This window comes from Psychroflexus halocasei, from assembly GCF_900107595.1.
Lineage (GTDB): Bacteria > Bacteroidota > Bacteroidia > Flavobacteriales > Flavobacteriaceae > Psychroflexus > Psychroflexus halocasei.
The window spans coordinates 58,489-82,803 of sequence record NZ_FNQF01000004.1 but is presented as its reverse complement, the minus strand read 5'-3'; the positions used below and the strand labels follow the sequence as shown (position 1 = coordinate 82,803).

The following is a 24,315-nucleotide window of genomic DNA, read 5'->3' as shown; positions in this document are numbered from 1 at the left end:
TTTTTATAATGGGATTGATCGATAAAATATTTGGCAAAAAGGAAACTGAAGAATCACAAAATCCGAGTTTGTGGAAGAAATTGACATCTACTGATCAAATTAATGTCATCAAGGATTTATCGAAAGATAAAAAAATTATCATTTTCAAACATTCAACACGCTGCGGTATTAGCGGAATGGTGTGGCGACAATTTCAATCTAAAGTTGAAGATAGAGAAGATGTTCTTTATTTTTACGTTGATATTTTAGCTCACCGAGATGTTTCAGATGCTTTGATGCATGAATTTCAAGTCATTCATCAATCGCCACAATTGATTATTCTTGATAACGAATTGGTTGTTTCACATGCTTCACATAGTGCGATTAACGCTATAGATTTTTAAAAATCCGATGAGTTGAAGGTATTTGTTAAATGATTCGAAATTTAATAATTAGATTTAATTTTCATGATGAGGTAGAATAGCTTTTCAACGATGAATGTTCTTCAATAAGAACAAGCTTTTTATTGTCATGATTGATTGTATTTTCAATAAAAAAGCCTTATTATTCGGTTGATTTTAATAAATTTGAAAGCGATAAATTACGCACACCAAAGTTAGGAGCCAAAACATGACATCATATACAGAAGACAATATTAAATCATTAGACTGGAAAGCGCATATCCGTATGCGACCAGGCATGTACATTGGTAAACTAGGTGATGGCTCGAGCGCCGATGATGGAATTTATATTCTACTAAAAGAAGTTTTAGATAATTCCATTGATGAGTTTGTGATGGGTTCTGGCCGAACAATTGAAGTTTCTGTTCACAATTCACGCGTTATTGTCCGCGACTACGGTCGTGGTATTCCGCTTGGGAAAGTTGTAGATGTTGTTTCTAAAATGAACACTGGTGGAAAATATGATACCAAGGCTTTTAAAAAATCTGTTGGTTTAAATGGTGTTGGTACAAAAGCCGTCAATGCTTTATCAAGTTTTTTTAGAGTTGAATCGACTAGAGATAATAAATCCGTTTCTGCTGAATTTGAACAAGGTGAATTAAAAGATACAGAATCTTTAGATGATACTTCAAGGCGCCGAGGAACTAAAGTCACTTTCACACCTGATCCAGAAATTTTTAAAAAATTCAATTACCGTAAAGAGTACATTGAAAAAATGCTTAAAAATTATGTTTATCTCAACCCGGGATTAACGATAATTTTTAACGGAGAAAAATTTTACTCTGAAGATGGCTTAAAAGATTTATTAGGCGATCGTATTGCAGAAAAAGATCAACTTTTCCCGATTATTCATTTAAAAGGAGAAGATATTGAAGTTGCGCTAACATTCAGTAAAGCTCAGTATAGCGAGGAGTATCATTCATTTGTTAATGGACAACATACGACGCAAGGCGGAACGCATCAATCAGCTTTTAGAGAAGCGATTGTTAAAACGATAAGAGAGTTTTACGGTAAAAATTTTGAGCCAAGTGATGTCAGAAAATCTATTGTTTCGGCGATTAGCATCAAAGTGATGGAACCGATTTTTGAAAGTCAGACAAAAACAAAATTGGGTTCAACTGAAATGGGAGGTAAATTTCCAACAGTACGAACTTATGTTGTTGACTTTGTAAAAACAAAACTTGATAATTACCTTCACAGAAATACTGATGTTGCTGATAACATACACAGAAAAATTCTTCAGGCTGAAAAAGAGCGAAAAGATTTATCTGGTATTAGAAAATTAGCTAAAGAACGCGCTAAAAAAGCGAGTTTACACAATAAAAAACTTCGTGACTGTCGAGTTCACTTGACCGACACTAAAAAAGAAAATTATTTAGACTCTACATTATTCATTACCGAGGGAGACTCGGCGAGTGGAAGTATCACAAAGTCTAGAAATGTCAATACGCAAGCTGTTTTCAGTTTAAGAGGTAAACCTTTGAATTCTTACGGTTTAAGTAAGAAAATTGTTTATGAAAATGAAGAATTTAACTTACTTCAAGCTGCTCTGGATATTGAAGATACTTTAGAAGATTTAAGGTATAACAATATTGTGATTGCGACGGATGCCGATGTTGATGGTATGCACATTCGTTTATTGATTATCACTTTCTTCTTGCAATTTTTTCCTGAACTTATTAAACGTGGTCATTTGTATATATTGCAAACACCACTTTTTAGAGTGAGAGATAAAAAACAAACTTTTTATTGTTATTCTGAACAAGAAAGAAAGGATGCTTTAAAAAAGATAAAGGGCAAACCAGAAATTACCAGGTTTAAAGGTTTAGGTGAAATTTCACCAGATGAATTTGTTAATTTTATTGGTGAAGATATTCGTTTAGATCCAGTGATGCTTGATCGCGATCAAAGTATTGAAGAGTTATTGAAGTTTTATATGGGAAAAAATACGCCACAAAGACAAGATTTTATTATTGATAACCTAAAAGTTGAAGTTGATTTAGCTGAAGAATTACAAGATGAGATTAACTAACTATCGTGCGACAAAAATGATTCCTGGAATCTACTATTTTCTAGTGGTGCTTTTCTTTTTGTTTATTTTTCTAAACCAAGTTTTAGGTGCTCAATTCATCAGATCAAATAAACTTTTCTACGCAATAGAAGCTTTGATTGTTCTTTCAATTTTTTACACATATTATGCAGGACGATATTTTGAATATGACAGTGAAGGAACGCTTTTAAGTATTTATACAAGAGGAATTATTCTTTCGCAAATCACAAATTATCGCGACAAAAGGTATGAAGTCAAAAAAGATAGTATAACTGATTGTAAAGTGATTAATTTTTTGTTTTTTAAAAAATTGGTTATTCATTATAAGAAAAATGATAAAACTAAAAAAATCAGCATTAATGTAACGCTTTTAAGTCCTCGAAAAGTAAGATATCTTAAAAAATCATTAAGCAAATTATTACAACAAAATCAACATCTTCAAACGGCTTCTTAATCTATGAGTGAATTTCCGGATATACCTGAAAACGATGATAAAGACGTTTCAGTAAAAATTAATAGCATGTATCAAGATTGGTTTCTTGATTATGCTTCTTATGTTATTTTAGAACGCGCCGTACCATCTATTGTTGATGGTTTTAAGCCAGTACACCGCCGTATCATGCATTCGATGAAGGATTTAGATGATGGCAGATACAACAAAGTGGCTAATATTGTCGGTCATACCATGCAATATCATCCACATGGTGATGCGAGTATAGCAGACGCAATGGTGCAAATTGGACAAAAAGATTTGCTGATTGATACACAAGGAAACTGGGGAAATATACTAACAGGCGATAGTGCTGCAGCACCTAGATATATTGAAGCACGTTTAACAAAATTTGCTCTAGAGGTTGTTTTTAATCCAAAAACGACTGATTGGCAATTATCTTACGATGGACGAAAAGAAGAACCGATTAATTTACCTGTTAAGTTTCCGATGGTTCTCGCACAAGGTGCAGAAGGTATTGCTGTTGGTTTAAGTACTAAAATTTTACCTCACAACTTCAATGAATTGATCGATGCTTCAATTAAGCATTTAAAAGGAAAAAGATTTAAAATATTTCCTGATTTTCCGACTGCTGGAATCATTGATGTGACAAACTATAATGATGGTTTAAGAGGCGGGAAAGTTCGTGTTCGTGCAAAAATTTCAGCACGAGACAAAAATACGCTTGTCATTTCTGAGATTCCTTACGGAACAAATACATCAAGTTTAATTGATTCCATTCTAAAGGCAAACGATAAAGGAAAAATTAAAATAAAGAAGATAGAAGACAATACTTCTTCTCAAGTTGAAATTTTAGTTCATATCCCAACGTCGATTTCTCCTGATAAAACAATTGATGCACTTTACGCTTTTACAAATTGCGAAATGTCAATTTCTCCTTTGAGTTGCGTTATTGTTGATGATAAACCACAATTTTTAGGTGTCAGTGAACTTCTTAGAATTAGTACAGATAGAACTGTAAGTTTGCTTAAGCTTGAATTAGAAATCAAATTAGGTGAGTTAGAAGCGCAATGGCACTATTCTTCTCTAGAAAAAATATTTATCGAGAACAGAATTTATCGTGATATTGAAGAAGAAGAAACATGGAAAGGCGTAATTCAGGCGATTGACAGAGGCTTGAAGCCTTATACTGGTCATCTTAAAAGAGAAGTCACTGAAGAGGATATCGTTAGGCTGACAGAGATTAAGATCAAGAGAATCTCGAAATTTGATCTTGATAAAGCCCAACAAAAAATTGAAGCTTTAGAAGATGAAGTTGAAGAAGTCAAAAACAATCTTGACAATCTTATTGATTTTTCAATTGATTATTTCAAATCTCTAAAAAAGAAATACGGAAAAGGAAAAGAACGTCAATCTGAAATTAGCATTTTTGAAGATATTGAAGCTTCAAAAGTTGTTATTCGAAATACAAAATTATACGTCAATAGAAAAGAAGGTTTTATAGGAACTGCCTTGAAAAAAGACGAATACGTCACAGATTGTAGCGATATTGATGACATTATCTGTTTTACGGAAAGTGGAACAATGATGGTGACAAAGGTTGACACGAAAACTTTTATTGGTAAAAACATTATTCACGTTGGTATCTTTAAAAGAAAGGACAAAAGAACGATTTATAACTTGATTTACAATGATGGCAAAAACGGTCATAGTTTTATGAAGCGATTTGCGGTTACTTCCGTTACGCGCGATAAAGCCTACGATATGACACGTGGTAAATCAGGTTCGAGAATTTCATATTTTTCATGTAATCCAAATGGTGAAGCCGAAATTGTAAGTGTTCACTTGCGACATAAAAAAGGTCTTAAACGCTTAAAGTTTGATATTGATTTTTCTGAATTAGCGATTAAAGGACGTGGCGTTAAAGGTAATTTAGTCACAAAACTTCCTGTTAAAAAAGTTGAACTCAAAGAAGAAGGCGTTTCGACGCTTAAACCACGTAAAATTTGGTTTGATGATACTGTGAGAAGATTGAATACTGATGAAAGAGGAGAATTACTGGGTGCTTTTAAAGGTGAAGATCGACTATTAGTGATTCGTCAAAATGGTTTTGCAAAAGTTATTATTCCTGAATTGACAACACGCTTTGAAAACGATATTGTTGTTTTAGAAAAATGGAATCCTAAAAAGCCAATCTCAATCGTTTATTGGGAAGGTGAAAAAGAACGTTTTTATGTTAAACGCTTTTTAATTGAACAGCCTGATAAAGATGAATTGATCATTACAGAACATCAAGATTCACAATTAGAGATAGTCAGTACGGATTATAAACCTCAGATAGAAATTGAGTTTGTTAAAGCTAAAGGAAAGGAGAGAAAGCCAAATCAAATTGAGAGTTTAGAGGAGTTCATATCAGTGAAAGGTATCAAAGCTCAGGGCAATCAATTAACCACAGACAAAGTCAAACAAATCGATTTAATTGAATCTTTACCAGCTCCCGAATATGAGGAAGCTGAGGAGGAGATTATTGAAGAAAAGCCAGACTCAGACGAGACGCAAGCAAGTTTGTTTTAATCACTAATCTTGGTTGCCGTACCTTGTTGAGTATTGGTGTCTCCCACGATATTGTACTGAAATGTATAAGTATTTCCGTCAGAGTAGAGAATACGCATCTCAATAGGCTTTTTCTCAGCCATACTTTCAGGATTTAAAGACTTCAAGATGTACTGGCAATCATTGATCCATCTGATCGATGCTGTGTCAGTTTTGCCATTGTAAGTTTCTATTTCAATAGAATCGTTTCTGACAAAAGTTGTTGTCACGACTTCACCATTGATTAAGGCATCAAATTCAAAAGTTCCTGTTCTGAACTTTTCACAATCTCTTTCTGAAGAATAGCAAGCGCTAAAAAGAAGTGGCAATAAAAGAAATTTAAGAATTCTCATCAATTTTTATTTTCTGCAAAAATATCAAATTTGTTCATCAAATACTTCAAAACGACCATCTTTATAAAAAACAATAACTTTAGAAACTTCAGATGATAACTGCTTTTCAGATTGAAGATTTTGATCATTAGAAATCTTATAATTTTGATTTGATTTTTTTTCTGGTTGAGTTTTTTTTGATGGAGGCGTAGTTTCGTTATTTTTAGGAAATTGACCTTTTCCGTTGATCAACCAATACAATTCTACTTCAGAAAATTCCTTTACAATCTTCATAACAAAATCTAGGCTAGGTTTATTTCGACCTGATAGGATATGAGAAATAGAAGCACGACCAACATCAATTTTTTCAGCGAAAGAAGAAGCTGATAAATCGTAATATTTCAAAATTTCTTCTAGACGTTTAGCAAAGGCTTCACTGTTTATCATTGTAAAATATGTTTGTATAATATTGTAACCACACAAAAGTAAACAATTAAAACCTATCATCAAAACGGCTTTCAAGAGCTTATTTTGTTTAAACTTAAAGTTTATATAGTGTGAGTTAACTTATTGATAGTTAAGCAAATAATATAATTTATATAAATCATGATTCCTGAAGGTTGCAAATGTAACTTTACTTGAGGTTTGCTAATGAAAAGCGGTTACAATTGTAAAAAGTTGAGTGTCTTTTCTTGTTTAAAGTTGTAAACAAATACTTTTTTACATTTGTAAACATGGAAGAAGAGCTTAATTTATATCAAGAACTTTACAAAGATTATTCAGATATTAAATCTCCAATTGGAGCTGTGAGATATTTATCTGAACCATTAATCAATAAATTAAATCATCAGATTTCACATCAGCATCAAATTGTTAATGAAGGTAATTCTGTTTTAGATCGTGTTATTTCTTCTTTTGAATTTGGTCAAGGTTCATTCAAAATTTTGATATGGTCACAAATGCATGGTAACGAATCGACAACAACAAAAGCTGTTTATGATTTGATCTACTATTTTTTGAGTTCAAAATTTAAAAATTCTGATGAAGCTGATCTTTTAAATCATTTAAGGATTAAAATTATTCCAGTTCTTAATCCTGATGGTAGTTTTGCATGGACACGAACAAATGCAAATCAAGTTGATTTAAACAGAGATGCAAAAGATCAAAGCCAGCCAGAAACAAAATTATTAATGCGCATTATCGACGATTTTAAACCAGATTTTTGCTTTAATATGCATGATCAGCGTAGTATTTTTGAAGCTGAAGAATCTCAAGCTGCACAACTTTCTTTTCTATCAGCTTCTTATCGTAAAGATAGATCACTTAATGAAACGCGTTTAAAATCAATGCATGTGATTAATTCTATGCATCAAGTACTGCAAAAATTTATTCCAGAACAAATTGGAAGGTATGATGACGCTTTTAATATCAATTGCTTTGGTGACAACCTGCATGCCAGAGCTTTACCAACTGTTTTAGTTGAAGCAGGTCATACAGGGAATGATTATGCAAGAGAAAAAACGCGAAAGTTGTGTTTTATTGGTTTAATTCGCGCATTGATTGAGTTGAAGGATTTTCAAACATCAGAAAATTCAGACATATACTATCATTCAATTCCTGAAAACTCAAAAAACTACACTGATTTATTGATTAAAAATTATTCGGTGTCAGAAACAGAAACTTTAGACATATCTATTAGATATCGCGAGATTCTATCAGAAAAATCGACTCTTATATTTGAGCCTTATATCGATCAAATAGGAAACCTAGATCATATTTTTGGACATCAAACTATGGATGCTGAATTAGAAGATATTCAGATAAATTCAGAAAAAATTGAGTTACAAGCAATTGTGAAATCCTTAACAATTAACGCAAACGTTTTCGTAGTGAAATTTGAAATTTAATGATTTTTTTAACGTATAATTTGCTTTTAATAATTAATTTTGCAGTCAATTCTTTTTAAAAATAAATATAATACAATTTATAAATGGCAAAATTCAAATTAGACGATATTGATCATCAGATACTCAATATGTTAATCGAAAACACGAGAACACCATTTACTGACATCGCTAAGAAATTAAACATTTCGGCTGGAACTGTTCACGTTAGAGTTAGGAAAATGGAAGAAGCTAAGATCATTCAAGGTTCTTCATTGACATTAAATTATAACTCATTGGGTTACAATTTCATCGCTTACGTTGGTATTTTTTTAGAAAAAACATCACAAACCCAGTTCGTGTTAAATAGGTTAGAGGATATTCCAAATATTACTGTTGCTCACGTGACAACTGGCAAGTTTAACCTTTTTGTGAAAATTAGAGCAAAAAACACTGAACATGCTAAAAATGTCATTTTTAAAATTGATGATATCGATGGTGTGAGCCGAACTGAGACGATGATTTCTTTAGAAGAAAGCTTAAATGACAAAACGAGATTAATGAAATCTATTTTTGAAGAAATGTAAACTTTAAGTTTTAGATTTTAATATAAAAAAAGCTTGTTAGTCATTGCTAACAAGCTTTTTTGTGTTTTTAAGCTTAGTTTTGGTCTAATTAATTAGAACTATCCAAGGTGTGATATACATTTTGAACATCATCATCATCGTCAAGCAAATCCAAAAGTTTTTGAACTTCAACTTCTTGTTCTTCTGTTAATTTTTTAGTGACTTGCGGCACTCTCTCAAAACCAGAAGATGAAATTTCGTAGTTTCTGCTTTCGAGTTCTTTTTGTAAACTTCCAAAACTTTCAAAAGGAGCGTCGATGTGAATGCCATCTTCATCTTCAAATAATTCTTCAGCACCAAAATCGATGAGTTCTAATTCTAACTCATCCTTGTCTATATTTTCATTTTTGATAATGAAATTACAGATATGGTCAAACATAAACTCAACAGAACCAGATGTACCTAAATTACCATCACATTTATTAAAATAAGAGCGTACATTTGCTACAGTTCGATTATTGTTATCGGTCGCAGTTTCAACCAAAACAGCGATACCATGCGGTGCATAGCCTTCAAAAAGAACATTTTTGTAGTCACCCAGACTTTTATCAGAAGCGCGTTTAATCGCTCTTTCGATATTGTCTTTGGGCATATTGGCAGTCTTACAGTTTTGTATGACAGCACGCAGTTTAGAGTTTGCTTCAGGATCAGGACCGCCATCTTTAACAGCCATGACAATATCTTTTCCTAAGCGCGTAAAAGTTTTGGCCATAGCAGACCAGCGCTTCATTTTTCTCTCTTTTCTAAACTCAAATGCTCTCCCCATAATCTGTTATTCGGCGAAAGCCTCAAATTTTTCGTTATATTCTCTCAATTCGTCTTCGTTGACTTTTTTATGTTGATTTTTAATCAAATTCATAAAGTAAACAAAGCTTTCAACACCTGTGATTGCATCATCTTCTTCAGTTTCATCAGCATCTTCTTCTGTTTCTAAAGGTTCGTCTTGTGGAATAGGAATAATGAAAACCTCATATTCTTCTATATGTTCATATGCTAAGCGGATAGACTTTGCAACGACAGGAAGCTTTTCATCAACAGCAAAAGGTCTCAACTCTTTAAGTTGGTCGATTGTCGTATCAGTAATGATATTAGCTTCTTGAGTTTCCTTTATGATCTGATCAATGAGTTTTAATGCTTTTTTATTTTCCAATGTTATGTATTTAGTCTGATTTTTTTACAAAAATAAATTTTAGACTGACAAGTTGAAGCTTTCGAACAAAGATTTTTGATTTTTTTTACATGAATTAAATATTTCAAGATACAGGTCTCGAATGAAGTGGTGTAGAATACTCAAAAATTTAAATCATTTTATGAATTATTAAAAATGAATTATTGAAAGGATGTTAATTATGGGCTTTTTCAGGGATTAACACCTAAAACATTTTAGGTTAGCTTTATTTCTGCTTATTTTTGCAAATCTTAAAACTTAAAAATTAATACATTTCGCAAATAATATGGCTGATAAAATTGCTGAAAAAGAACTCTATGATTACCAAGAAGCAGATTTAAAGAAAATCTTTGATAAGTTTGAAAATGCTCCTGATAACTATAATTTACTTTACCAACTTCCAACTGGTGGAGGTAAAACTGTTGTTTTTTCTGAAATCGTAAGACGATACATAGAAAAAACTGGCAAAAAGGTGGTTGTTCTTACGCACAGAATTGAGTTGTGTAAACAAACTTCAAATATGCTGAATGGTTTTGGTGTACGAAACAAAATCATCAATAGTAAGGTTAAAGAAATCTCTGATGATAACGAATATATGTGTTTTGTTGCCATGGTTGAAACCTTGAATAATCGTATCAACGAGGACAAGGTGAACATGAAAAATATTGGTTTAGCCATTATTGATGAAGCGCATTATAACTCATTTACAAAGCTTTTTAAATATCTTGAAAAGGCATTTATTCTTGGTGTGACTGCGACTCCTTTGAGTTCGAATATTAAACTGCCAATGCATCGTAATTATCGTGAATTAATCGTTGGTAATTCAATTACATCATTGATTGATAAAGGTTTTTTAGCAAAGGCAAATATGTTTGCTTATGATGTAGGTTTAGGAACTTTACAAGTTGGAATGACGGGTGATTATACCGTAAAATCCTCTGAAGATCTCTATACTAACCTGGACATGCAGGAAAAATTATTGCAAGCTTACGAGGAGAGATGTAAAGGGAAAAAGACTTTGATTTTTAATAATGGAATCAACACATCTTGGTACGTTTACCAAACTTTTAAAGATGCAGGTTATGAGGTAAAACACCTTGATAACACACACAATAAGAGAGAAAGAAGAGAAATATTAAAATGGTTTAAAGAAAAACCAGATGCGATATTAACGTCGGTAAGTATTTTAACGACTGGTTTTGACGAACCAACTGTTGAAAATATTATTCTAAATCGTGCAACAAAATCATTGACTCTTTACTATCAGATGATTGGTAGAGGCTCAAGAAAACTGCCTAATAAAGATTACTTTAACGTTATTGATTTAGGTAACAATATTGCGCGTTTTGGCCCTTGGGATTCACCTGTCGATTGGCAATTGATTTTTGAAAACCCTGATTACTTCTTAGAAAATATGATTTCTGATGAAGAAATCGAAAGTAGTTTTACATATCAGATGCCAGATGATGTCAGAGAAATGTTTAAAAACTCTGAGGATATTTCATTTGATGTTCATACAAAATATCACGAAGCAGTTAATAATGGTCAAAAATCAAAATTGGTTTTAGAAGAATCGATTGCTCAACATGCTCAAATGTGTATTGAAAACTCTGAAGATGTTTTTGATGCAAGAATTTTGGCAAGAGAATTAAAGGGCGATATCAAAGATCGAATCAAGAAATATTCACGTTGCATTATCAACAATACTAAGAACTACAGAGATTGGTTATATGAAGATTACACGCGTAAATTGCGTGTCAAAATCAACGAAATGTTTATGACATAGGAAACAATTTTAATAAAAATCAAAAAAGCTATCTTTTCGCAGATAGCTTTTTTTGTATATGGATAAATTGATATTTATTATAAAGCTTCAAAAATCATAAAGCCATAAATTCCAAATCTGACTAACCTTAATAATCCAAATAGGAGATAACTTCCAAATGGGAATTTGATGATTCCTGCTGCAATACTGGAAATCGCAAAAGGCAAGGGTAGAAGTGCACCAACAATGATGAGCAAACCTCCCCATTTTCTCATGTTTTTAATATGTTTAGCCATTTTAACTTCCAAATAAACAAATACAGAAGGAATACTAGCGACACCACGACCAAAAAAATACGATAAAACGCCACCAGCATAGGATAAAATGGCTAAAAAACTTAGATAGAGCCAAGGTGACATAGACTGACCTGACCACGCGATAAATATTTCTGGTGGTATGAGTCCTAAAATAGATTCTGATGCGAAAAACACAGCAAAAACAGCGTAATCAGGGAAGTTTTCAGTGACGTAATCCAACATTGTGTAGATGTCCATCACAAAAAAATGTACTGCCAATAAAGCTGCAATAAAAATGAGTATTGGAGGCGTGGCTTTGAGCAAACTACGTCCTAAAAAACTATAAAAACCAGTATAGCTATAGTATTGGTGTAATAAACGCCATCTGGGTTTCTTTCTATTTTTCTGAGAATTTTTCATAAAAGTAACAAAAGTAAACTTTTCAAATTGATGTCAAAATAGTTCTGCTTTTTTTAATTTTTTATTAATAATATTAAGCATTTTAGGCAGGTTCATCTGTTTGATTTAACAAACGACTAAGATCTGATCCACTTGGTTTTTCAAAAATTTCTAAATCAAAATATGAAGTCGCCGCTAAAAGATGATCAAAAATATCTGCGATGATGCGTTCATAATTGGCCCAAACTTTATCTTGACTAAAAGCGTAAATTTCCAGAGGAATTCCTTCAGAAGTTGGCGCAAGCTGTCGCGTCATTGTTGTCATCTCTTTATTGATATCAGGGTTTTGACTTAAATAGTTATCGACATAAATTCTAAATACACCAAAGTTCGTAAGATTTCTACCATTTAATAAAATTGACTTATCAATTTGATTTTCTTTATTGTATAATTTTATTTCACTTTGTCTTTCAGTGATATAGTCTGAAATCAAATCAATCTTTTTTAATTCCTCAATGTCATTATCAGTTAAAAGTTTGACACTATTTGATTTAATAATAAGAGAGCGTTTGATTCTTCGACCTCCAGACGAACTCATACCTCGCCAGTTTTTAAAAGAGTCAGAAATGAGATAATAAGTAGGTATTGTCGTGATTGTTTTATCAAAATTCCTGACTTTAACAGAGGAAAGGTTGATTTCAAAAACATCACCATCTGCACCGTATTTGTCCATAGTAATCCAATCACCAATACGAACAGTATCATTGACAGAAACTTGAATGCTAGCAACAAATCCAAGTATTGTATCTTTAAAAACCAATAAAAGAACAGCAGAAAATGCACCTAAAGCTGTTAAAAATTCTAATAAAGGTTTCCCTGTAATAATTGAGAAAATAATGGTTCCGCTAATGAGCCAAATAACAATCATAAACACCTGAATGTAGCTTTGTATCGGTTTATCTTTAAAAGCATTCAATGTCATTAAAAAGTCTTTGATAGTCAACAAAACACTTCTAATCACCATCACTACTAAAATAATGATAAGGATATCAAACAATCCTTGGGAAAAACCTAAATATTGAGGGAAATCCACAAATATCATCGGCAATAAAACCGAAATTACATTTAGGGTAATCAGGTTTGAAAGGTTAAGGAATGTTTTGTTTTTAATAAGGTAATCATCAAATTGTGTTTTGGAGCGCACAGCAATTTGATGTAATGTTTTCTTGGCGATATATCTTAAAGTTTTAAATAAGATAAAGCCAAAAAGCAATAAAAAAATGAAACTAATGGCGACATTTAAATACTTAGCCATTAAATCGTTGAGATGAAAGTTATCAACTAAGAAATTATAGACTATACGGTCTGAATTTGCTTTGTTCATTAAATTAATTTTACGCAATTTTACAAACTGCAAAGTTAACAGAAAAGTATTATGAATTATAAGAATGGTCTTTTTTTGACTATAGGTCTTATCACTTTAACGATAGGTGTTATCATACTATTGTTAAGGAATAAGTTTATTTTTGAATATAAATCACCTTTTAAGATCAATATAGTTCAAACTTGGTTTTTACCTGATGAACTTAAAGAGATTTCAGGTATTTATCATTTGGGAGATCAAGAAATTGCCTGTATTCAGGATGAAGATGGTATTATTTACATTTATAATTTAGCTTCTGAAAAAGTTACTGATAAGATCAAATTTGGTGAAAAAGGTGACTATGAAGGTATTGCAATCAATAAAGAAATAGCCTACATCTTGAAAAGTAATGGTGAAATTACTGTGATTGAGAATTTTAGAAATGAGAATTTTAAAATTAAATCTCATCAAATTTTTAATAATAAAAAGTTAGACTTTGAAGGGTTGTTTCTGGTGAACGATCGTCAGTTGTTAATGGGAATAAAAGAGCATAAAAAAGAAGAGAATCCTGAATCTATTTTGGTCTATTCTCTTGATATTAACACTATGGAGCTGGATAAAGAGCCTTTGATCAATATTTCAATGGATGATAAAGTATTTGCAGAAATACCGAATTCGCACCCTTCTCGTTATTTTTATCTTTCAGAAATAGCACAGCACCCGATTACTGAAGAATATTATATTTTGGAAGGTCGAACACCTAAGCTTTTGATTCTAAATCCAGATAAATCTACAAAAACACTTATTTATCTCGATAGTACGCTATTTCCCCAACCAGAAGGACTTACTTTTGATGGAGAAGGAAGAGTTTTTATTTCAAATGAAGAAGACAAGAATGAACCACAGAATATTCAATTGATTGAAATTAAAGAAAACAAGCAAAAGAAATAAAAAATTGGATTTATATAATTTAGAAAATACCTAAAAACTTCTTCTTTTTCTTTTCTTCCTCTTTTTTGCTTTCAAACTCTTTTTCATCTTTTTTATTTGAAAACAAACGCTTGAAAAAACCGTCTCTTTTGGTGTCTTCACATGCTAAACTTTTTAAGATATTTTGATTTAAACCTTTAAATTTAGCTCTCGTCATAGCATTATATTCGCTGTTGTTAATCATCTCTGCATAAGATTTTGCAAATATCGGCAAGGCACTGACAGCACCTTGACCTAAACGCGTTGTTTTAAAACCGATTTTTTGATTGTTGTGACCAACCCAGTTTACGTTGATGTAATGCGGAGTGACGCCAACAAACCAGCCATCTTTATTGTCCTGTGTTGTTCCTGTTTTTCCAGCAATAGCTTGCCTTAATCCGTATGTATAGGTGATAGCTCTTCCTGTTCCAGCCTTTACAACGTTTTGAAGCATTGCAAGCATCTGTAATCTTTTAAATTCGTCTAAAGGATTTTCTGAGTGGTGAGTTTTTGGTGCCTCATAAATCACTTTGCCATCAATCGTGGATATGCTTTTAATCAAATTTAATCTGTTAGGTATTTCGTCAGCAACAAAGCCAGAATAGGCGAGGGCAAGCTCTTTAATATTCATGTTAACAGCACCTAAAGCCATTGATGGTTCAGGTTTAATCACAGATTTTATTTTTAATTTCTTTGCAAAATTAATTGTGTTCTGGATACCAGCTTCTTCTAAAACTTTGACAGAAACAACATTTAATGATTGCGTTAAAGCGCTTTTTAAACTATAATTTAAATGCGGATCAATCTCATCTTTTTTAGATGCATTTTTGGGTTTCCAATTATCGTAATTTTTATAACTAATTTCTTTAGCTGATAAATAATCACATGGTTCTAAACCTTGATTTAAAGCTGATGCGTAAACAATTGGTTTAAAAGTTGACCCAACTTGTCTTTTGGCATATCTAATAAAATCATATTGAGATAGATTCTGATCTAAACCACCAACATACGCTAAGATATCACCAGAGTGTGGATCAATTGAAAGACTGGCAGCGTTTAAAAATTTAAGATGATGTTGAATGCTATCGATTGTTGAAGCAGTAACAACTTGATATTGCTCACCATCGTAAAACTCTGTTTTTCTTTTTTTGCTTAATTCTTTTAAAACTTCATCTTCAGATTTATTCTTGATCAGTTTTTGATAGGCTTTTGATCTACGTAATTCAGGTTTCCAAATCGCAGGATTTTCCCAAGGTTTATTGGAAGCATACTGACTTTCAAATTGACTTTGTATCTTCTTTAAATGTTCTTTTAAATTTGATTCTAATATGTCTTGAATTCCTGCATCAATAGTTGTTTTGACAATCAAACCATCTTTCTTAAGCTGAAAATCTTCATCATCTTTCGCATTGATTGAATCGAGTATTTCCTGTGTTTGATCAACTAAATATTCTTTAAGATAATATGAGTTTTTTGAAGTATTTTTAGAGTAATCAATTTCCAAACTTTCAACCATGACGGCATCTGCTTCTTGTTTAGAAATCATTTCATACTTTAGCATTTGAGTGATGACGACATCACGCCTCAATTGACTTCTTTCTGGAAATAAACGTGGATTATAAGAATGATTTGCCTTTAATGTTCCCACCAAAATAGCAGCCTCAGGAAGTTGTAAATCAGCAGCAGATTTATTAAAAAATTTTTGAGAAGCACTTTCAATGCCATAAGTATTTCCGCTAAAAGGAACAGTGTTAAGATATAGTTCTAAAATTTCTCGCTTTGTATAAGCATCTTCAATACGCTGAGCGACAATTGCTTCTTTTGTTTTGTTGATAGGTAAACTTAAAAATGCATAATCTTTTCGACCAAATAGATTCTTTGCTAATTGCAAAGTGATGGTACTTCCGCCACCTGAGGATTCATCTCCAGCCAAAATTGTTTTAAATAAAACGCGCATTAAGCTTCGAGTGTCAATTCCTGAATGTTCGTAAAAACGTGCGTCTTCAGTTGCTATCAAAGCATCTAATAAATGTTGAGGCAATGCGTCAATCGAAATGGATTCTCGATTTAGCTCGTATATTTTCGCAAAAGTTTGATCATTTCTATCAATAAATTTTGAAGCTTGGACTTGATTAAAATCTGCTAATTCTTTTTCTGAAGCGAGCTTCCCGAATAAACCTAAATATATAGATGCGAAAAAGCCAATAAATACAATAGCTATTAAAAGGATAAACCTTAAAGCAATTTTTAAGTATTTGATTTTCGTTTTATTTTTAGACATTTTATTCAAGAATTTAATTTGCAAAAATATTTTAAATCTAATGATTTCACGTTAAATCTTTTAAAAATTAAATTGAAAGTCTTACATGAATTATATTTTTGATTAAAAAGTATTATGGAATTAAAAGATAAAGTTGCCTTTGTAACAGGCGGGAGTAAAGGAATTGGTTACGGTATTGCAAAATCTCTTGCAAAAGAAGGAGTCAAAGTAGCCATCACGAGCCGAAGTCTTGAAAGTGCTGGTGAAGCCGCAATAAAGTTGAATAAGGAAATTGGTCAAGATTTAGCTTTAGGCGTTAAGGCTGATGTCCGTCATTATGATGATTTAACCAAAGCTGTTGAACAAACTATTGACAAATTTGGTCAACTTGATTTTGTAATAGCAAATGCCGGATTGGGTCATTATGCAAACATCCAAGATTTAACGCCAGAACAATGGTCTGAAACAATCGACACTAACTTAACAGGCGTATTTAATACCGCAAAAACAACACTAGATGCTTTAAAGAAAACGAAAGGTTATTTCATTAGCATCTCAAGCTTAGCAGGAACAAATTTCTTTGCAAATGGTTCTGCTTACAACGCGAGTAAATTTGGTGTAACTGGCTTTACACAGGCTTTAATGCTAGATGTTAGAGATTTAGGCGTGAAGGTTTCTACAATTATGCCAGGTTCAGTTGCTTCTCATTTTAACGGAAACAATCCTGGCCCAAAAGATGATTGGAAAATTCAACCAGAAGATATTGGAGAAATGACAGTTGATTTGTTTAAAATGAATCCGCGAACTCTTCCAAGTAAAGTTGAAATGCGTCCATCTCAACCTTCAAAAAAATAAATTTTAATCACTTATTTCGAAATAAGGATAAATTGAAACTAAAAAAGGCTGTTTGAATTTCAAACAGCCTTTTAATATTTCTAGTCAGTTGTGATTAATGTACTGACATTTTTTCTTTCTTTTTCTGAAGTTGTTTTCTCATATCTTCAGTTGCTTCACTAATTGCGGCATCAAAATTTTTGTGATTTGATGATGAAAATAAATTTTGACCAGGCGCACTTACTTTAAATTCACAAATCATTCCTTTTTCAGGATCTGTTGTATTTTCTTTTTTAAAGAAAACTTCAGCTCTTACGATCCAATCGTATCTATTTTTTAATTTCTCTAAATTTTTGTTAGTTAATGCTTCAAGCCTTTCGCTTGCAGAGACGTGCACATAATTAAAATTTACATCCATAATATATGGTTTTTCTGTTAAACAATTTATTCAAATTTATAAAAAAGCTTGTTTAAAAATAATGATATTTGTCATTAATTCTATTTCAAAAAGCCTTTATTCAATATGCTAAATATACAATATAAATGTAGATAAAGCCCTTATGAATGGATATATTTGGTTAAAAATAGCTTAAAATTGAAAACTCTATTTAAAGATTTTACACAAACTTTTGAAGGTGAATTTCTTACCGATGAATTGCATCAAAAATTATATGCAACTGATGCTTCTGTGTATAGGAAAATTCCCTTAGCAGTCGCTATACCTCGACATATAAGTGATGTTAAAAAGTTAATTGGTTTTGCTGACAAACACAAAATTTCTTTAACCTTTAGGGCTGCAGGCACATCTTTAGCTGGACAATGTGTGACTGATGGAATAGTTGTCGATATCAGTCGATATTTTACAGACATATTAAACATTGATGTCAAAAACAAATCTGTTAAAGTTCAACCTGGCGTAATTCGAGATGAGCTAAACCAAGAACTTAAGAAGCATAACTTATTTTTCGGGCCAAACACTTCGACGTCAAATAGGTGTATGATTGGTGGAATGATTGGCAATAATTCTAGTGGAACAACTTCTATAAAATATGGCGTGACCCGTGATAAAATTATCTCATTAAATTGCATTTTATCTGATGGTCAAGAGGTTGAATTTGGCGAATTATCAAAAAGTGAATTCTTCAAAAAATTAGATTTAGAAACTGGTGAAGGAGAAATCTATAGAAAATTATATGCTTTATTAAAAGAAGAAAAACTTCAAAATGAAATTCATTCTCATTTTCCTAAAAAGGACATCCACCGCAGAAATACAGGTTATGCAATCGATTCTTTATTAGATTCTGAAATTTTTGATCTTACATGCTCAAAACCTATAAATGTTGCGCAACTCATTGCTGGTTCTGAAGGAACTCTCGCAGTCATCACTTCAGCAACTTTAAAACTTGACCCTTTACCACCTCAACATCGATTGATGGTTGTCGCTCATTTTAATAGCATTTCTGATTGCTTGAATGCTGTTAAACCCATCATGCAAGCAGATTTGTTCACTTGTGAAATGATGGATAAACAAATTTTAGACTGCACGAAAGGAAGCTTGAAATATGCGCCTTATCGGTTTTTTATACAGCATGATCCTCAGGCTGTTTTGTTATTGGAGCTCAACTCTGATTCAATTGAAGATTTAGAAAATCAAAAAAATTATTTAATTCATTTGTTGACGACACAAACTAAATCTTATGCAAACTCTCTTTTAGAAGCCGATGATATTCACAAAGCATTAGAACTTCGGAAAGCGGGTTTAGGGCTTTTAGGAAGTTTAAACACAGGCAAAAAAGCAGTCGCATGTATTGAGGATACAGCAGTTTCACTTGATGATTTTGCTGATTATATGCAAGATTTTGAAAACTTGATGCAAACATTTAACCAATCAGCGATTTATTACGCACATGCAGGAGCAGGAGAGTTGCACTTAAGGCCTTTGCTAAATTTAAAAGATTCAAAGGATATTGCTGATTTTGAGAATATGACGAGAGGTGTTGCAAAACTCGTGAAAAAATATAATGGATCATTGAGCGGTGAACATGGCGACGGTATTGTAAGATCTAATTTTATTAAGATGCTAGTCGGAGATGACTGTTATCAAGCCTTAACTGAAATCAAAAATATCTTTGATCCTTCTTCAATTTTTAATCCTGGTAAGATCATCAATCCTTTACCGATGACTGAAAATTTGAGATATCAACCTGATCAAAAAATAGCAGAACTAGAGACTGTATTTGATTTCTCTAAAGAAAATGGAATTTTGAACGCAGTCGAAAATTGTAATGGAAGCGGAGATTGTCGTAAAACAGAGAAATCTGGCGGCACAATGTGTCCGAGTTATCAAGCCACAAAAAATGAAAAAGATAGCACCAGAGGTCGAGCAAATGTTTTAAGAGAATATTTGACAAATTCAACACAACAGAATCCTTTTGACCATCAAGAGTTAAAAGAAGTTTTTGAGCTTTGTATTTCTTGTAAAGCTTGTAAAAAAGAATGTCCAAGTAATGTTGATGTGGCAAGTTATAAAGCTGAATTTTTATACCAATATTACCGTTCAAATTCAAGACATATTTCAGATTACGTGTTTGGTTATAATCACAAAATCAATCAGATTGGTTCTATTTTTCCAAGTTTATTTAATTTTACTTTGACAAATAAATTCACTAAAAATATTTTCACTAAAATATTTAAAGTTCACAAAAATAGAGACTTACCTGTTTTGTCTCAACAAACACTTTATGATGGCATAAAGCTAAAACAGAAAAATAATTCCTCTAAAAAATCATTTATAAAAAAACTTTATTTATTCATAGATGAATTTTCGAATTACAATGATGTTCAAGTTGGATTAGATTCTTATGATCTGTTAACGGCATTAAACTATGATGTTCAAATTATCAAAAATAAAGCTAGTGGTCGCGCTTTAATTTCTAAAGGATTTTTGAAACAGGCTAAGCGACTAGCAAACAAAAATATTGAATTATATAAAGATTTAATTTCAGTTGAAACGCCACTTATAGGTATCGAACCTTCTGCTATATTGAGCTTTAGAGATGATTATTTGCGTTTAGCAGATAACAAAAGAGCTGTTGAAAAATTGTCTCAAAACACTTATCTTATTGAAGAGTTTATCGCAAATGAAATCAAGTTAGGAAATATTAATGCTGATCAATTTTCGAAGGAAGAAAAACAGATTAAAATTCATGCACATTGCCATCAGAAAGCATTATCTCAATCAAAATTTACTTTTGATATGCTGAATTGTCCTGAAAATTTTAAGGTGAGTATCTTATCATCAGGTTGTTGTGGTATGGCAGGAAGTTTTGGCTATGAAGAAGATAATTATGATTTGAGTATGAGTATTGGTGAGCTTCAATTGTTTCCCCATTTAAGAAATATTGAACAAAATGTTATCATATCTGCTAATGGAACGAGTTGTCGCCACCAAATAAAAGATGCTGTACAAATCAATGCACAGCACCCTGTCAGTATTCTAAAAAATGCTTTAATTTAAAAATCACTCAACTTGTAGCGTAAAGTCAGTTAGTTCTTGATCTGAGATAATTAAAATATCTTCCAAAGGCAGTCCAAAATTTGAAAGATCTTCAAACGTTGCTTCAATAGTTGTATCACTATTAATAAGGCCTATTTGAGGTGCAAAATAAAGAGTTGATATTAAAAAGTCTTGTTGCTCTAAAACTGTAACAGGTAAAAAAGCTAGATCAGAGGTGACTTTTGCTTTGACGATGATTTCACTTGAAATAACGTCATTATAAGTTTCTCCATTAACTGTTTTTGAACCAACATTGCCTAAATAATTTGAATAGATTTCTACTTCAATAGTGAACGGAATATTATTAACAGTTTGAGTTATTGCTTCTTCTTTAATATAAAGGTTAGTTCCAGCCGATAATTTCTGATCATACAATTTAAGTCCTTGGATATCTAAATTTATTTCTGGTAAGTTTTCTAATAAGCTAAGATTTAAATCTCCTGTGTAAGAAAGTGACGATTGGTCTTCAGATTCAGAGAGTTTTCCAGAAGTTAACATGGAAGTGACGATCCCTGGTGCTTCAACATTTATACTTTTAAGTTTGTAAAAATCTTTTCCATTTTCAGTTATAAGTTCATCAACGACGAGTGTTTCGCTTCCTTCCTGAGTTAATTGATTTTGAGAACTGTATGTGTTTTGGTATGTCCAAGAATTGCCGACAACTATGTTGAAGTAATTTTGGGTTTCATTAAAAGAAGGAGAATCATCATCAGAGCAAGAAACAAAACTTGCCATCACGATTAATAAAAGAATGTTTGATAAATTAATTTTCATGGTTAAATTTTGAAGTAAAAATAATATTTTAATACAAATTAATTACAAATGTTGAATATATTTTATTTCGGTTATTAATGTTTTGATTAAAATTTATAGATGAATTGATTGTTTCTCATAAATATTCTAGTTTTTTTATTATTTTGACAAAATCAGTTACATTTGCTCAAAACGAAATATGGCAAGGAATTCTTTTGGAAACATACTTCGATTAACGACCTACGGAGAATCACATGGATTTTCAATGGGTGGAATTTTAGATGGAGTTCCTGCGGGTATCGAAATTGATCAAGATCTTATTCAACAAGAATTGGATCGACGTAAACCAGGTCAATCTTCCATTGTGACGCAAAGAAAAGAATCCGATACAATTCAAATTAAATCTGGAATTTTTGAAGGCAAAACTACTGGAATGCCAATTGCTTTTGAAATTATGAATGCTGATCAAAAATCTAAAGATTACAGTCATATCAAAAATGAATTTAGACCAAGTCATGCTGATTTTACTTATGAAAAAAAGTTTGGTCACCGTGACTATAGAGGCGGAGGAAGGTCTAGTGCCAGAGAAACTGTGAGCTGGGTTGCTGCTGGTGCCATCGCCAAACAAATCATTCCTTTTATTAAAATTAAAGCTTTTACATTTTCCGTAGGAAAGTTGAGTTTGGATGAAAATCATGAATATAATTTAGATCAAACTGAATCAAATATTGTGCGTTGTCCTGATCAAAAGCTAGCTGACGAAATGATAGATTATATTAAGAGTATTCGCAAACAAGGAGATACAGTTGGTGGTCAAGTAAAGTGTATTGTTGAAAACGTACCATTAGGTTTAGGTGATCCTGTTTTTGAAAAATTACATGCCAATTTAGCCAAAGCAATGATGAGTATTAATGCCGTCAAAGGCTTTGAATATGGTTCTGGCTTTTCAGGTACGGAAATGTTAGGGAGCAATCATAATGACATATTTGAGAAAGATGGACACACTCAAACGAATTACAGTGGAGGTATTCAAGGAGGTATCAGTAATGGAATGCCAATATATTTTAAAGTCGCTTTTAAACCCGTAGCAACTTTAATGACTTCTCAAAGAAGTATTAATAACATACATGATACTGTAGAAATAACTGGTAAAGGACGACACGATCCATGTGTTGTTCCTAGAGCAATACCTATTGTAGAAGCAATGACAGCATTGGTTTTAGCTGATGCTTATTTATCACATAAAACAACACATATATGAAGAAGTTAGCCTTACATTGGCAAATATTAATTGGAATGGGAGCAGGTATTTTATTTGCGTTAATTCTAACTAATTTTGAATGGGGATCTCAATTCGTCACAGATTGGATCAAACCCTTTGGAACTATTTTTATCAATGCCCTAAAATTAATTGCAGTTCCGCTTATATTGGCTTCACTTATTAAAGGTGTCTCTGACCTAAAAGATATTTCAAGTCTTTCAAAAATGGGAGCACGAACTTTAATCACTTATTTAATAACTACAGTTGTCGCTGTATCTATTGGTCTTGTGATTGTCAATGTGTTTAAACCAGGCAAAACAATCGATGAAGATACGCGAACCGAATTGACAGAAAATTATGGAGGAGAAGTTGAATTAACACGTCAAAGTGCAGCAAAGCAAAAAGAATCAGGACCCTTACAAGCCTTAGAGGATTTAGTCCCAGACAATATTTTTGGCGCAGCATCAGATAATGGAAATATGCTGCAAGTCATCTTTTTTGCTGTATTTTTTGGGATAGGAATGATATTAATACCTGAAAAACAAGCGCGACCTGTCAAAAACTTTTTTGATGCGCTCAATGAAGTTATCTTAAAAATGATTGACTTAATTATGTTAGCTGCGCCTTATGGTGTATTTGCATTATTAGCAGCTTTAATCGTTGAAGCACCTAGTCCTGATTTATTTATGGCATTGCTTTACTATGCAGGATGTGTTGTTTTAGGTTTGGTTTTAATGATAGCCTTTTATGCGCTTATCGTGTGGGTTTTTACGAAAAAATCACCATTATTTTTTATCAACGGAATTTCACCAGCTCAACTTTTAGGTTTATCTACAAGTTCAAGTGCGGCAACCTTACCTGTGACTATGGAACGTGTTGAAGAGCATTTAGGTGTGGATAGACAGGTCTCAAGTTTTGTGTTACCAATAGGAGCAACAATTAATATGGATGGAACAAGTCTTTACCAAGCTGTTGCAGCGGTTTTTATTGCTCAAGCTTTTGGTATGGATTTAAGTCTTGGTGTTCAGTTAGGTATTATCGCAACAGCGACTTTGGCTTCAATAGGTTCAGCAGCTGTACCAGGAGCAGGGATGGTGATGTTGGTTATAGTCTTAGGCCAAGCAGGAATCCCAGAAGCAGGTTTGGCGCTTATTTTTGCAATTGATAGACCTCTTGATATGGTGAGAACTTCAGTAAATGTTACTGGAGATGCTGCTGTTTCAATGCTTGTCGCAAAATCTCAAGATAAGCTTCACGAGCCACATGTTAAAAATTGGGATGATAAATACACCAAAGAAGAAGCAAAATAACTAAATA

At 32.3% G+C, this 24,315-nt stretch carries 21 protein-coding genes; 12 read left to right on the top strand and 9 right to left on the bottom strand.

Annotation, left to right across the window (positions count from 1 at the left end; all coding sequences use genetic code 11):
* Positions 1 to 8: 8 nt before the first annotated feature.
* From ytxJ to BLV84_RS05855, 4 genes are all read left to right on the top strand, one after another.
* Complete coding sequence (gene ytxJ / locus BLV84_RS05870; protein WP_093241415.1) at positions 9 to 383, top strand: bacillithiol system redox-active protein YtxJ; 375 nt, start codon at positions 9 to 11, stop codon at positions 381 to 383.
* 226 nt (positions 384 to 609) lie between these two features.
* Positions 610 to 2,472: a DNA topoisomerase IV subunit B gene (locus tag BLV84_RS05865; protein ID WP_093241412.1), complete on the top strand. Its 1,863-nt coding sequence runs from the start codon at positions 610 to 612 to the stop codon at positions 2,470 to 2,472.
* A complete protein-coding gene (locus BLV84_RS05860; protein ID WP_093241409.1) occupies positions 2,459 to 2,944 on the top strand; it encodes a hypothetical protein in 486 nt (161 codons plus the stop codon). Before BLV84_RS05865 ends, BLV84_RS05860 begins: the two co-directional genes overlap by 14 nt.
* A gap of 3 nt (positions 2,945 to 2,947) precedes the next feature.
* Positions 2,948 to 5,515, top strand: a complete 2,568-nt coding sequence (locus BLV84_RS05855) for a DNA gyrase/topoisomerase IV subunit A (RefSeq protein WP_093241406.1) — start codon at positions 2,948 to 2,950, stop codon at positions 5,513 to 5,515.
* On the opposite strand, the gene BLV84_RS05850 is transcribed toward BLV84_RS05855, so the two are convergent.
* Positions 5,512 to 5,886, bottom strand: a complete 375-nt coding sequence (locus BLV84_RS05850) for a DNA topoisomerase IV (protein ID WP_093241403.1) — start codon at positions 5,884 to 5,886, stop codon at positions 5,512 to 5,514. The genes BLV84_RS05855 and BLV84_RS05850 overlap by 4 nt on opposite strands.
* Before the next feature lie 24 nt (positions 5,887 to 5,910).
* Positions 5,911 to 6,312, bottom strand: coding sequence for a helix-turn-helix transcriptional regulator (locus tag BLV84_RS05845; RefSeq protein ID WP_093241400.1), 402 nt, complete (start codon positions 6,310 to 6,312; stop codon positions 5,911 to 5,913).
* Between the two features lie 287 nt (positions 6,313 to 6,599).
* Between BLV84_RS05845 and BLV84_RS05840 the strand changes: the two genes are divergently transcribed.
* Together BLV84_RS05840 and BLV84_RS05835 are read left to right on the top strand one after the other, a co-directional pair.
* On the top strand, positions 6,600 to 7,772 hold the full coding sequence (locus tag BLV84_RS05840) for a M14 family zinc carboxypeptidase (protein ID WP_093241395.1): 1,173 nt from the start codon (positions 6,600 to 6,602) through the stop codon (positions 7,770 to 7,772).
* An 83-nt stretch (positions 7,773 to 7,855) separates the two neighbouring features.
* Positions 7,856 to 8,335, top strand: a complete 480-nt coding sequence (locus tag BLV84_RS05835) for an Lrp/AsnC family transcriptional regulator (protein ID WP_093241386.1) — start codon at positions 7,856 to 7,858, stop codon at positions 8,333 to 8,335.
* Positions 8,336 to 8,423: 88 nt separating this feature from the next.
* Here the strand turns inward: BLV84_RS05835 and BLV84_RS05830 are convergent, their stop codons facing one another.
* Positions 8,424 to 9,140 carry a YebC/PmpR family DNA-binding transcriptional regulator gene (locus tag BLV84_RS05830; protein ID WP_093241383.1) on the bottom strand — a complete coding sequence of 239 codons (717 nt, stop codon included), beginning with the start codon at positions 9,138 to 9,140 and terminating at the stop codon, positions 8,424 to 8,426.
* Positions 9,141 to 9,146: 6 nt separating this feature from the next.
* Complete coding sequence (locus tag BLV84_RS05825) at positions 9,147 to 9,524, bottom strand: hypothetical protein (protein ID WP_093241380.1); 378 nt, start codon at positions 9,522 to 9,524, stop codon at positions 9,147 to 9,149.
* Positions 9,525 to 9,828: 304 nt separating this feature from the next.
* Here BLV84_RS05825 and BLV84_RS05820 point away from each other — a divergent pair, with 304 nt between their 5' ends.
* Positions 9,829 to 11,328 (top strand): DEAD/DEAH box helicase, encoded by a 1,500-nt coding sequence (locus BLV84_RS05820; RefSeq protein WP_093241377.1) that lies wholly within the window; start codon positions 9,829 to 9,831, stop codon positions 11,326 to 11,328.
* Between the two features lie 77 nt (positions 11,329 to 11,405).
* On the opposite strand, the gene BLV84_RS05815 is transcribed toward BLV84_RS05820, so the two are convergent.
* Entirely contained in the window at positions 11,406 to 12,023 is a 618-nt protein-coding gene (locus BLV84_RS05815; RefSeq protein ID WP_093241374.1) for a YqaA family protein, read from the bottom strand.
* A gap of 82 nt (positions 12,024 to 12,105) precedes the next feature.
* Complete coding sequence (locus BLV84_RS05810) at positions 12,106 to 13,386, bottom strand: mechanosensitive ion channel family protein (protein ID WP_093241366.1); 1,281 nt, start codon at positions 13,384 to 13,386, stop codon at positions 12,106 to 12,108.
* A gap of 51 nt (positions 13,387 to 13,437) precedes the next feature.
* On the opposite strand from BLV84_RS05810, the gene BLV84_RS05805 reads away from it, so the two are divergent.
* A complete protein-coding gene (locus tag BLV84_RS05805) occupies positions 13,438 to 14,316 on the top strand; it encodes a hypothetical protein (protein WP_093241361.1) in 879 nt (292 codons plus the stop codon).
* 19 nt (positions 14,317 to 14,335) lie between these two features.
* Here the strand turns inward: BLV84_RS05805 and BLV84_RS05800 are convergent, their stop codons facing one another.
* Positions 14,336 to 16,615 carry a transglycosylase domain-containing protein gene (locus BLV84_RS05800; RefSeq protein WP_093241356.1) on the bottom strand — a complete coding sequence of 760 codons (2,280 nt, stop codon included), beginning with the start codon at positions 16,613 to 16,615 and terminating at the stop codon, positions 14,336 to 14,338.
* Positions 16,616 to 16,729: 114 nt separating this feature from the next.
* Between BLV84_RS05800 and BLV84_RS05795 the strand changes: the two genes are divergently transcribed.
* Positions 16,730 to 17,449: an SDR family oxidoreductase gene (locus BLV84_RS05795; RefSeq protein ID WP_093241353.1), complete on the top strand. Its 720-nt coding sequence runs from the start codon at positions 16,730 to 16,732 to the stop codon at positions 17,447 to 17,449.
* Between the two features lie 94 nt (positions 17,450 to 17,543).
* On the opposite strand, the gene hpf is transcribed toward BLV84_RS05795, so the two are convergent.
* On the bottom strand, positions 17,544 to 17,846 hold the full coding sequence (hpf, locus tag BLV84_RS05790) for a ribosome hibernation-promoting factor, HPF/YfiA family (protein ID WP_093241348.1): 303 nt from the start codon (positions 17,844 to 17,846) through the stop codon (positions 17,544 to 17,546).
* Positions 17,847 to 18,023: 177 nt separating this feature from the next.
* Between hpf and BLV84_RS05785 the strand changes: the two genes are divergently transcribed.
* A complete protein-coding gene (locus BLV84_RS05785; RefSeq protein WP_093241343.1) occupies positions 18,024 to 20,945 on the top strand; it encodes an FAD-binding and (Fe-S)-binding domain-containing protein in 2,922 nt (973 codons plus the stop codon).
* 3 nt (positions 20,946 to 20,948) lie between these two features.
* Here BLV84_RS05785 and BLV84_RS05780 read toward each other — a convergent pair whose 3' ends face one another.
* On the bottom strand, positions 20,949 to 21,758 hold the full coding sequence (locus tag BLV84_RS05780; RefSeq protein ID WP_093241339.1) for a hypothetical protein: 810 nt from the start codon (positions 21,756 to 21,758) through the stop codon (positions 20,949 to 20,951).
* Between the two features lie 178 nt (positions 21,759 to 21,936).
* Between BLV84_RS05780 and aroC the strand changes: the two genes are divergently transcribed.
* Together aroC and BLV84_RS05770 are read left to right on the top strand one after the other, a co-directional pair.
* Complete coding sequence (gene aroC / locus BLV84_RS05775) at positions 21,937 to 22,998, top strand: chorismate synthase (RefSeq protein WP_093241334.1); 1,062 nt, start codon at positions 21,937 to 21,939, stop codon at positions 22,996 to 22,998.
* On the top strand, positions 22,995 to 24,308 hold the full coding sequence (locus tag BLV84_RS05770; RefSeq protein ID WP_093241329.1) for a dicarboxylate/amino acid:cation symporter: 1,314 nt from the start codon (positions 22,995 to 22,997) through the stop codon (positions 24,306 to 24,308). Before aroC ends, BLV84_RS05770 begins: the two co-directional genes overlap by 4 nt.
* Positions 24,309 to 24,315: the final 7 nt, after the last annotated feature.